Consider the following 10,961-nt stretch of genomic DNA (forward strand, 5'->3'; position numbering starts at 1 on the left):
AGAAAAGATGCGAAAGCCGAGGAGTACCCTGATGACGACAGCAGGCATGGCGTTCGCCGCCGCACTGGGCCTGCTGGGATCGCTCGTCGGTCCCTCCGTCGGCGAGGCCCAGGCCGCACCCACCGGCATCCGTGTCAGCGACGGACGGGTGGTCGAGGCAAACGGCAACGAGTTCGTCATGCGCGGGATCAACCACGCCTACACCTGGTACCCCGAGCAGACGACCGCCATAGCCGACATAGCGGCCAAGGGTGCCAACACCGTCCGCGTCGTCCTCGGAAGCGGTGACCGGTGGACGAAGACCAGTGCCTCCCAGGTCTCCGGGCTCATCGGGCAGTGCAAAGCCAACAAGGTCATCTGTGTGCTGGAGGTTCACGACACCACCGGCTACGGAGAGGACGGCGCCGCCACCACCCTGGACAAGGCCGCCGACTACTGGATCAGCGTGAAGAGCGCACTGCAGGGGCAGGAGGACTACGTCGTCGTCAACATCGGCAACGAGCCGTACGGCAACACGAACGCCTCTGCCTGGACCGGTGCCACCAAGAACGCGATCAGTAAGCTGCGGAGCGCCGGACTCAACCACGCCCTGATGGTCGACGCCCCCAACTGGGGCCAGGACTGGTCCGGAACGATGAGGGCCAACGCTGCCTCGGTATTCGCGTCCGACCCCGACCGCAACACCATCTTCTCGATCCACATGTACGGCGTGTACGACACGGCCGCCGAGGTGCAGGACTACCTCAACCACTTCGTCAACAACCGACTGCCCATCGTCGTGGGCGAGTTCGGCGACGCGCACAGCGACGGTAACCCGGACGAGGACGCCATCATGGCAACCGCCCAGTCGCTGGGCGTGGGCTACATCGGCTGGTCCTGGAGCGGCAACGGCAGCGGCGTCGAGTACCTCGACATGGCCAACGGATTCGACCCGAACTCCCTGACGAGCTGGGGCAACCGCTTCATCAACGGGGCCAACGGCATCACCGCTACCTCCGAGACCGCCTCCATCTACGGCGGCGGAGGCGAGCCGGGCGGCGGGGGCGACACGGGCAGCGGCACCGCGCCCAACGGATACCCGTACTGCGCCGGCGGAAGTTCGTCCGACCCCGACGGTGACGGTTGGGGCTGGGAGAACAGCCGGTCCTGCGTCGTCCCGGGCGGCAGCGCCGACACCGGCGGCGGCACGGGCAGCGGCACCGCGCCCAACGGATACCCGTACTGCGCCAGCGGAAGTTCGTCCGACCCCGACGGTGACGGTTGGGGCTGGGAGAACAGCCGGTCCTGCGTCGTGGCCGGCAGCAGCGCGGACAGCTGACAGCAGCCGCGCGTGCGTGGGGCTCGAACTTGGCCGGCCGGTCAGCAGACTGATAGACGGCCTCCTCGCGCAGGCATCCCGCCGTCGACCGTCGGCCCGGCGGACTCTGCCGCCCGCGTGAGGGCTCTGCGAGCAGGTCGTGGTGGCAGCCCGTTCTCAGGAACCGGGCTGTCACCCTCCACGAGCAGCCGACTGATCCGGGCCGGAGTGGCCCGCCACGGATATCCGCACTGAACGACGAGGTCCTGGCGGCGGCCGTTGAGCCGCCGTCAGGACCTCTTGCCGTGTCGTAACCGTCCCCTGGCCGCTGCGCGGACCGGGTCGAAGCGTCTCCGCTACGGAATGCTCGACCGAAGATATGGGTCAGGCACGATCAGGTCGCTGCTGGCTTCGGTGGTCTGCCCTGGCCAAGGACGCCGACCGGACAGATGTCGTTGCTGCACCAGCCCCGCGCAGCCATGACTGCCACAGCGTGGTTTCCGCCGCCTTGCCCAGCAACTGCCGAGTTCCAGCGGGGGCGGCGATGAACATGGGCATCTCGAAGGACGATCCTGCAAGGCCGTGACGCTCGTTTGACGCTCTCGGCGCACCCACGCTGCGCGGAGAATCGAGATAGCCGTTCTGACCTGGCCTTTTCCATGACCCGCTCAGGCCGACATCTTTTCGATGACCCACCATGTCGAGTGTGTCGCGATCCTTGAGCCTGCCGAGAAGGGCCGCTGACCTGGTGTTTCTCCGAGTGTGCGTTATGGGCGTTACGTGCGTTAGGTGCGATATCTTGACGCATATTCGACGCACGTGACGCACGTTTGACGCACAGACGGCACCATTTCTGATGGTCCGTCATGTAGCTTGGCGGCCACCGAGTGGAGCCCTCCGCTGGGTGCTCTTAGGCGCGCTGAGGTGGCGGGGGTACTGGCTGCTGAGCTGTTGGTCGCCTCAGCCCACCCGCTTCTCGGTAGTGACATTCCGTGAGGACAGGTGGGGCCCGGTCCATGTCGTGTCAGGGGCCGTATGGGCTCCGACGAACCGGCTGCACGGCCTGCTGACTCAGATCCACGCCTCGCTGGAACGGATCCTGGGACGCCGCTGCAGCACACGGCCGTCCTCTGGAACGTTTCGGGTCGCAGACCCAGATCTGCGAGGCCGGCCGGCGGCGGGTGGTCACCCTGCTGCGGCCGAAGGCGCCCAGGGTGGCCGCGCGGCTGGTCGCAGAGATCTTCGCCGCCCCGGACGAGCAGACCGTCACAGGCCTGGGAGGCGGAGGCGGCAATGATCGTCCTCAGTGTGGCCGCTTCGCTTGAGGCCGTGCTCGACCAGTGGAAACTGCTGGCCCGGCGGATCAGGGGCGTGCTGGAGGGCCACCCTCTTTCGAAGGTCCTGACCTCGATGCCAGGCGTCGGCGTCAGGGCTGGAGCCTTGGCGTGGCGAAGTGACGGTAGACGGTGCCGACGCCGACCCCGGCCGATCGAAGAGGGGGAGTCGGGCTCTGCGTAGGCGCCGGCCCAGTCAAGAGCTTTCCGCCTGTGGCGCCCGCGCCATGGACCGCCCGGCCGGCGGTGTCCAGTATGCAGACACGCCGAACCACGACATCATGTCGCGTTCATGATCGCGTCGTCACTCCTTCGTGCACCTTCCATAGCGTTCTCAGCGTCCGCATTCCTACCAAGGAGTATCGTGAGCGCCTTCGCTCTCAGCAGCCTGACTTCAGTCGCCACCGCGTTCGTCCTGGCCACCGGCCCCGTGGCCCCGGTGACCGTCGCGGCCACAGTGGAGACCCCGGTGGTGTACGACGACGAGGCCGGCGGCAGCGCCGACGCCGACGACCCGGCCGTCTGGGTCGACCCGACGAATCCCGGCCGCAGCATCGTCATCGGCACCCTGAAGGAGGCTGGCCTCGACGTCTACGGACTCAACGGCCGGCGCCTGCAGCACATAGCGGCACCCCAGGCCCCGCACGAGGACGCCAAGCCCGGCCGCTTCAACAACGTCGACATCGTCTACGGTTTCAACCTCGACGGCGAGCCGACCGACCTCGCCCTCGTCAGCGACCGGGGCCGCGACCGCGTCCGCGCGTTCGCCATCGACCCGGCCGCCGTCGCGGCCGGCAAGCCGCCGCTGAAGGACGTCACCGCCCCCGACGTGGCGCCGGTCTTCGCCGCCAACGAGACGGAGGTGGACGACCAGCGCACGTCCTACGGCCTGTCCGCCTTCAAGGATGACGACGACGCCTACGTGGTGGTCTCCCAGCGTGAGGAGACCCGCCTGCGGCTGTTGCAGCTGGAGGACCGCGACGGACTCGTCGGCTACGGGACCGAGGACACCCTCGACCTGCCCGGCACTTTCGCCCTGCCCGACGGCACCGACTGGGCCCCGTGCGCCGACCCCGGGGAGAACCCGCAGGTCGAGGGCATGGCCGTCGACCAGGAGGAGCACGTCCTGTACGCCGCGCAGGAGGCCGTGGGCCTGTGGCGGATCGAGCTCGACGACGAGGAGTTCGAGGACCCCGAGCTGATCGACCGCGTCCGCGAGTACGGCACGCCGTGGACGTACGACCCGGCGGAGGAGGAGTGCGTCCTCGACACGGAGAACGACCCCGGCTTCGGCGGTGACCACCTGAGCGCCGACGCGGAGGGCGTCACCGTCTACCACGCCGAGGACGGCGAGGGCTACGTCCTGGCCTCCAGCCAGGGCGACGACACCTTCGCCGTGTACGAGCGCGACGGGGACAACGACTACCTCGGCTCCTTCGCGGTCGGCGACGGCCCCGCGACCGACGGCGTGCAGCACTCCGACGGCTCCACCGTCGTCAACGTGCCCCTGGGCCGGTCCTTCCCCAAGGGCATGCTGATCACCCACGACGGCGAGGCCACCCCGACCGACGGCGACCGCGAGGGCACCAACTTCAAGTTCACCCGCTGGGACGCCGTCGCCGACGCCTTCCCCGAGCCCCTCACGGTCGACACCGACTCCTTCGACCCCCGCGATACGGACTGACCTCACCCCTCGACTCGTACCGCACGGCTCGTGACACCCGCACCAACGCCACCAGGTCCACCAACGGGCACATGGCAGCAGGAGGGCCCGTGTAAGGGCCTTCGCTGACGAACGGTCCGTCGGGCTTCACGCAGCGGCGCGCCCCTCCACCAGGAGGGGCGCGCCGTCAGCGACCCGCTCGATGGGTAGTCCAGTCTGATCCCAGCGAGCTGAGTGACGTGTTCCTTCTCACGGCCCCCGACGAGCAGCAGAACCCTCGTGCCCGGCTGGCGGAACTCCCTCGGGGGCGGCGGTAAGCGTCCCCGAACGGCTTGCCGGGGTCGTGACCGGCGACGACCTGCGCCGCGGGCTGGCACATCGCGGCGAACAACCGGTGCGGGCATGTGTCGGGGAGCGCACCTGAGCAGGTTCTCCGACCGTGTCCTATGTGGTGAGGCGGTCTTTGAGTACGTCATGGGGCGGGGTACGAGGAGTTGGATTGTTCCGGATGGGTTGCGGGAGATCGCGAAGCCGCTGGTCCCACCCTCACGAGTGCGGCCGCAGGTGGTGGGGCTCAGGACATGCCTGGTGCGACGTTGTTCGCCGCGATCATCCATGTGCTGGTGTCCGGCTGAGCCTGGTGGGCTCTTCCGTCCTGCTTCGGGAGATCGGAGTCGGCCGCGCGTCGCCGGTTCCTGATCTGGTCCAAGGCGGGTGTGCCCTCAGATCATGCTGATCGTCAGGGTGCTGACGTAACGAAAACGCGCGTGAGCAACGAGACGGACAGCATGCTCCGCCTGTGGGTGGAGCCGTGGGGGAACCGATCACTAGAGCCTCCCGGACGCCCGTGACCTCCCCCGTGTGCGGACGCACCGCACCGGGGCCGGCACGGCAGAGGCTCTACCGACCACGGCAGCGCTCGGCACGGGGTCAGGTCGGGGATCCCCTGTTGTGGGTGAACGCCACCAGTTCCGGGCCGTTCGTGGGTAGAGTCTCATGTCCGTGCTCATGACACGTGGTTGCCGAAAGGAACTTCAGGTGGGGGAGCTGCCGAGCGGAGCGGACATCCAGCCCTTGGAGGACGATGATCCGGTCCGGCTCGGCCGCTTCCCGTTGATCGGCCGCCTGGCGGCCGGTGGCATGGGGCGGGTCTACCTGGGCCGTTCACTCACCGACGGCATGCTGGTGGCCGTCAAGTCTCCCCTGGCACAGGCTGAAGTCAGCGCCGTCGACCGGAGGCGCTTCGCCCGCGAAGTGAAGGTGGCCCGGCGGGCGGAAGGTTTACACACCGCACGCGTGCTGGGAGCGGACGCCGAAGCTGAACGGCCTTGGCTGGCCACCGAATACATTCCGGCACCCTCGTTGGCGCGGCTGGTCTCAGAAGCAGGAACGCTGGCCGGCACAGCGGCCCGGTGGGTGACGCGCGGAGCTGTGGAAGCGATCGCGGAGCTCCACCGGGACGGAATCGTGCACAGGGACGTGAAGCCGCAGAATCTGCTGCTGCCTCTGAGCGGACCACGGCTGATCGACTTCGGCATCTCCCACGCGGCTGACCTGACACGTACACAACTGACTCTGGGGACGGTGGCCTTCACTTCACCGGAGCAGGCGCGCGGCGAGCCTTCGACGGCAGCGTCGGACATCTACTCCCTGGGGGCGACCCTCTTCCACCTCGTCGTCGGCCGCGCTCCGTACCCGGCGGGTATGGAGATGCTGACCCTGCTCACGTACGTGGCGGAGGCGGACCTTGACCTGACGGGCCTGCCCGGCGAACTCGCCCCGGTGGTGCGCAAGTGCCTCGCCCTGAGGCCCGGGGACCGGCCGACAGCCGAGGAACTGCAGGACAGCCTCACCACCGAACTGGCCGAGATGCCCACACTGGCGAGTCCGGAAGGCTGGCTGCCCCGTCCCTGGACCGTGATCATCGAGGCCTACGCACGCCAAGGCCGCGAGCTCGCGGCCGATCCGCGCGCCGCAGCCACCGGGCCCGATCGGCCCGCGACACCGCAGCGACCCGCGCCGCCTCCAGGCCGCCCAGCGGCCCGCCCCGCAGAGACCGCCGTCGAACGCACGGCGCGCCTGCCCGTCTCCCCGAGGACGACACGCCGCAGCCTGGCGATCGCCCCACGGCATCAAGGAGCCGTCGTGAGCGCGTCTTCGTTCGGTCCGTACAAGGGCTGATGGCGTCCGCGCTCCTGTTGCTGGGCGGCGGACTGGCGTACGGCTACTACCAGAACCGGCAGGCCGAACAGCCCGGACCGGTCGACCGTGCCTTTGCCGACATCAGGACCGGCGACTGCGTCCGGACCGGCCTCGACCCCGACGGACGCTGGCTCGCCCCCTCACCCGAAACCACGCACTGCGCCGCACCCGGTGCCCACTGGCGCGTCGTCGCATCCACCGGCAAGGGGGTGCCGGATCGCTGCGGAGCCCCCTACGCGGCGGTGACCTGGACCCGGTCCAGCCACGCGGCCACCGTCGGCCTCTGCCTCGAACGGCTCTTCCACCCGGGCGAGTGCGTGATCGGCGCCGAGCCCGACCCCGCAGTCCTCACCGAGGTCATGCCGCTCAGAAACGCGACCGTCTTCGCCACGACCGTTCAGTGCTCGGATACGGCCCCGGACACCCTCGCAGTCCTGCGCGTGCTGAAGTACGGACTGTCCGATACGACCTGCCCGCCACAGACACAGGTCCGCTACACGTTTCCCGAACGGGGGCGGATCCTGTGCCTGACGACCACCTGATCCTGCGTCCGCTGCACCGGGCAGACCCCACCTCGCTGGGCCCGTACCAGCTTCTCGGACGCATCGGCGCGGGCGGCATGGGCCGCGTCTACCTCGCGAACCGGAACGGGAACGAAGGCCTCTATGCCGTCAAACTCTTCTGGTCGAGGGCCTGACGGCCGATGCGGACCGGGCCCGGTTCGCCCGCGAGGTCAAGATGGCCAGACGCGCAGCCGGACCCCGAACAGCTCGCGTGTTCGACGCGGACCCGCACGCCCCGCTGCCCTGGTTCGCGACGGAGTACGTCGCGGCACCTTCCCTGGCCGACCTCGTGGCACACCGCGGGACCGCCCATCCCGCGGCCGCGGCCCGCATCGTCGCCGACTGCGCCACCGCCCTGGAAGCACTGCACTCCACCGGCGTGATCCACCGCGATCTGAAACCGCACAACATCCTGCTGACCTCCCAGGGGATACGACTCATCGACTTCGGCATCTCACATGCCACCGACCTGACCCGCACCCGTGTCACCCTCGGCACCGTCGCCTACATCGCTCCCGAACAAGCACGCGGGCAACCTGCCACAGCCGCCTGCGACATCTGGGCCCTGGGCGCCACACTCAACACTCTGGTAGCCGGTCGTCCCCTCTACCCCGACACCGGCGACCCGGTGCGCCTCCTGGCACTCGTATCCCGCGCGACGGTCGATCTCAGCGACCTTCCCGCCGCGCTCCGTCCGCTCGCGGAAGCGTGCCTGGCCCCCGACGCGGCCGACCGGCCCACCCCGGCGGAACTGCGCGTCCTGGCCGAGGAATGTGAAGCCGCGCACCGGCCGTTCCGAACCGGCCCGGCCGAACCGCCCGAGAGCTGGATCGCCCTGATATCCGACTACGAGAACGAAGGGGAACAGCTCAGGGACCAGCACGCCCCCGATCTGCCGGCACCTGGCCACGAACGAACTCAGCGGATCGCGGGACTGACGCCACAGGGCTGGAAGGCCGCCGTCAGTCTTGTCTCCAACCTCACCGCGCTGATCGTCCTCGGAGCCGGAGGCCTGCTCACGCTTATTCTCCTTGTCATGGCCATCGTGAGCGCCCTCTCCCCGTAGAAGCTGTCCGGCCGATCATTCTCCTCGTCAGGGTGCTCGCGTGGCGGAGGCGAGCGTGCGTAGCAAGACGGACATGATGTTCTGCCTGTACCGCAGTCGTCGCTGTGGCCGGTCTCGCCGTGCGAACATCCGGTCTCGGACGCCACCCCGGCCAGGTTGCCGGCGACGATCTCGAGACCGCTCGACTGACGGACCGACTGCTCTCATGCCCGATGCTGCTCGGGCGTCCTGAGCATCACGTAACTGTCGGGTTGAGAACGGAACACGACTGGCGGCGGCATCCTCACGACTGCGTCGTCATAGCCGTCCAGGGAATCTCCGAGCTTGCAGTCAGGCATCCTGCCCGCCTCGGAATCGGTAGCGACGTTCGGGTTCGGGGGAGGCATGCGCTCCCTTCCCCGGAACCAGCGATGAGGCGGCCGTGCATGTCGGGGCGGCGGAGGCCGTAGACCCGGACCGGAGGAACCGTGACGCCAAGGCCTCGGCCGCCGTTGCCACGCCCTGAAGAGGGACCGCGTTCATTCCGGGCACGGTGGGGAGCAGTGTGCTGGACAGGCAGGTGTTCTGCGGTCTGGAGGCGTAGCGGCCCGCCGCTCTCGGGACCGGACGCACCAGGGCTGTCGGGGCGCCCAGGGCGCGGGCGATCTCCCGGGCCCAGGCCGCCCGGGAGACGCGTTCGGGGCCGCCCAGGTGCAGTACGGGCGGAAGGCCGCCGTCGTGCGAGAGGAGGCGGGCGACCACCCTGGCGACGTCGTCCACGAGGACCGGCGTGGTCCACTGGTCGTCCGGTGCCTCCACCGGTTCGCCCCGGGCCAGGCGGTGGGCGCAGGACGCGAAGAAGTTCAGCCACTTCTCGCCGCCCGCGGGCTCGTGGCCGTAGACGAGGCTGACGCGCAGGGCTGTCGCCGGGGAGGCCGCCCCGGACAGCAGCACCTCCTCGGCGGCGCGCTTCGCCGCCCCGTACGCGTTGGCGGGTGCGGTCGGGGTGGACTCGACGTTTTCGGCCCCACTGCCGTCGAACACGTTGTCCGTCGAGATCATCACGATGCGGTCCAGGCCCGGTACCGCGGCGAAGTGGGCCGTCGCCGCCCGGTGCGCCGCGGCCGCCTCCTCGGGATGCGCCTCGCACCAGGTGACGTCGGACGGCCCGTGGACCAGGACGACCGTGCGGGGCGCGACCGTTGCCACCGCCCGGTCGCAGGCGCTCGCGTCCGTGGCGTCCAGCGACTGCCACCGCGCCCCGTAGTCCTCGGGTGCGACCGTGGGCCGTCCTCGTGAGCCGAGCGTCACCTGATGGCCCTCGACGACGAGCCGGCGGGCGATCTCGGAGCCGACGAAGCCGCTGCCGACCACGAGCGCCCGGCGAGCCGTGCCGGGCGGCGTGTTCTCCGTACCCGTCGGCATCAGAGGGTCACCTTCTCCCGGTGGGCCGCGAGACGGCTGCCCATGATTCGGCCCACCCCGATCAGCCCGTGGTCGTCGTCGTCCTCGCCGAGGACGACCATGGCGTCGACCTGGGCGGCCGTCAGCCCGAAGCAGCCCTGCCGGACGAGCTCCTCCACCAGCAGTACCCGGTAGCGCTCGCCGATCGCGAGGGCGAAACCTCCCATCAGGACGTACCGGCGGATCCCGATCGACGCGAACACCCCGCCCACCGCGGCCGCCAGGTGAACGAGGGTGGAGCGCAGCACGGCCGTCGTGAACGGATCCCCGTCCCGTACGGCCCGAGCGATCTCCGGATTGCCGAGGAAGCGCGGATCGGCGGCCCCCGCGCGAGCCGGTGCCGAGCGGGCGTACCCCGTCGGGTCGGAGGCCGCCGCCCGGCGTACCGCGGCGAGGACGCCCCGCCCCGAGGCGATCGCCCCCAGGTGCCCGCGCCCCCCGCAGTCGCATAGCGGGGCGTCGGGTGAGCGGTCACAGGTCCAGTGGCCGAGTTCCCCGCCGTACCCCTCGATGTCGAGGAGCACGTCGCCGTCGCGGAAGACCTTGTTCCCGATGCCGGAGCTGATCGTCAGGAGACAGAAAGGGACCGGGCTCTCCGTCCCGTACCGCCAGGCGGCCGCCGTGAGGTCGTTGACGACGAGCACCGGCACGGACAGCCGGGCGCTCAGGTCCTCCCGGAGGGGGACGGGTTTGCCGCCCGCGCCCCACACCGTGGGGGCACCCAGGACGGTCCCGTCCCGGGCGACCGGGCCGGCGAAGGCGACGGCCAGGGCGGGCGGGGCGGCCGGTGCGGTGCCGGGGCGCGCCTCGGCCCGCCGTTCCGCCTCGCGCACGATCTGGTCGACCACCTGCCGCTGGAGCACCGGCACGGGAGCGTCCGGGTGGCGGGCCATGCCGTCCACCGGCATCCTGCGCACGTCGGAGAGGCGTCCGCTCCGGGGGTCGAACGTGCCGACGCGCAGGGTCGTCCCCCCGACATCCATCACGGTCACGGCCTCGCCGGTCTCCGTCACCGTCGGGTCACCGGGCGGGATCGCCATCGATGTCCTCCCTCTTGTACGCCGCCACCTCGAAGACGAGCAGCGCCAGTTCCGTGTCCGTGTCATTGCTCAGACCGTGCTCGCCGAAGGGCTCGTTGGGGATGACGTCCCCGGCCTCCACCCGGAACGCCTCCCCGTCCCGGTGCATCACGCCGCTCCCGCTGAGCACGACGTACGTCTCGCGGTCGTGACCGTGCCGATGCCGCCCTATGGACGTCCCCGGCGGCAGGACGGCCAGGTCGATGAAGTCGGCGCCGGCCCCTTCGCCGCGGGCGAAGAGCCGGTGGGCGAGGATCGTCCCCGCCCCGCCGTGGTCATGCGGTTTCGGGGACAGCAGGTTGCGCAGGTTCACG

The 10,961-nt window shown here is 70.0% G+C and carries 9 protein-coding genes and 2 pseudogenes; 8 read left to right on the top strand and 3 right to left on the bottom strand.

All coding sequences use genetic code 11. The features are described from left to right. Positions 1–31: 31 nt before the first annotated feature. The 8 genes and pseudogenes from IE140_RS14295 to IE140_RS14325 all read left to right on the top strand — a co-directional run bounded on the left by IE140_RS14295 (position 32) and on the right by IE140_RS14325 (position 8,125). Positions 32–1,318 (top strand): cellulase family glycosylhydrolase, encoded by a 1,287-nt coding sequence (locus IE140_RS14295; protein WP_308438377.1) that lies wholly within the window; start codon positions 32–34, stop codon positions 1,316–1,318. A 1,024-nt stretch (positions 1,319–2,342) separates the two neighbouring features. Then, a pseudogene (locus IE140_RS36745) lies at positions 2,343–2,737 on the top strand (IS110 family transposase); the annotation flags it as partial. Positions 2,738–2,995: 258 nt separating this feature from the next. Continuing rightward, the gene (locus tag IE140_RS14300; protein WP_229826783.1) at positions 2,996–4,315 is read left to right on the top strand and encodes a phytase; all 1,320 of its coding nucleotides are present in this window, start codon (positions 2,996–2,998) and stop codon (positions 4,313–4,315) included. 453 nt (positions 4,316–4,768) lie between these two features. After that, positions 4,769–5,013, top strand: a pseudogene (locus tag IE140_RS14305) (transposase); the annotation flags it as partial. 319 nt (positions 5,014–5,332) lie between these two features. Then, positions 5,333–6,475: a serine/threonine-protein kinase gene (locus tag IE140_RS14310; RefSeq protein WP_167533578.1), complete on the top strand. Its 1,143-nt coding sequence runs from the start codon at positions 5,333–5,335 to the stop codon at positions 6,473–6,475. Beyond that, positions 6,475–7,038, top strand: coding sequence for an LppU/SCO3897 family protein (locus IE140_RS14315; RefSeq protein WP_150197589.1), 564 nt, complete (start codon positions 6,475–6,477; stop codon positions 7,036–7,038). The genes IE140_RS14310 and IE140_RS14315 overlap by 1 nt, the downstream gene beginning before the upstream one ends. Continuing rightward, complete coding sequence (locus IE140_RS14320) at positions 7,020–7,193, top strand: hypothetical protein (RefSeq protein ID WP_167533579.1); 174 nt, start codon at positions 7,020–7,022, stop codon at positions 7,191–7,193. Before IE140_RS14315 ends, IE140_RS14320 begins: the two co-directional genes overlap by 19 nt. Further along, a complete protein-coding gene (locus IE140_RS14325) occupies positions 7,190–8,125 on the top strand; it encodes a serine/threonine-protein kinase (RefSeq protein WP_268252767.1) in 936 nt (311 codons plus the stop codon). The genes IE140_RS14320 and IE140_RS14325 overlap by 4 nt, the downstream gene beginning before the upstream one ends. Positions 8,126–8,455: 330 nt before the next feature. Here the strand turns inward: IE140_RS14325 and IE140_RS14330 are convergent, their stop codons facing one another. The 3 genes from IE140_RS14330 to IE140_RS14340 are packed head-to-tail and all read right to left on the bottom strand — an operon-like array spanning position 8,456 to position 10,960. Then, a complete protein-coding gene (locus IE140_RS14330) occupies positions 8,456–9,529 on the bottom strand; it encodes an SDR family oxidoreductase (RefSeq protein ID WP_150197591.1) in 1,074 nt (357 codons plus the stop codon). After that, positions 9,529–10,608 carry an ROK family protein gene (locus tag IE140_RS14335; RefSeq protein WP_189460417.1) on the bottom strand — a complete coding sequence of 360 codons (1,080 nt, stop codon included), beginning with the start codon at positions 10,606–10,608 and terminating at the stop codon, positions 9,529–9,531. The genes IE140_RS14330 and IE140_RS14335 overlap by 1 nt, the downstream gene beginning before the upstream one ends. Continuing rightward, on the bottom strand, positions 10,589–10,960 hold the full coding sequence (locus IE140_RS14340; protein ID WP_229826784.1) for a cupin domain-containing protein: 372 nt from the start codon (positions 10,958–10,960) through the stop codon (positions 10,589–10,591). Before IE140_RS14340 ends, IE140_RS14335 begins: the two co-directional genes overlap by 20 nt. Between the last annotated feature and the right edge of the window lies 1 nt (position 10,961).

This window comes from Streptomyces parvus, from assembly GCF_014648875.1.
Lineage (GTDB): Bacteria > Actinomycetota > Actinomycetes > Streptomycetales > Streptomycetaceae > Streptomyces > Streptomyces parvus.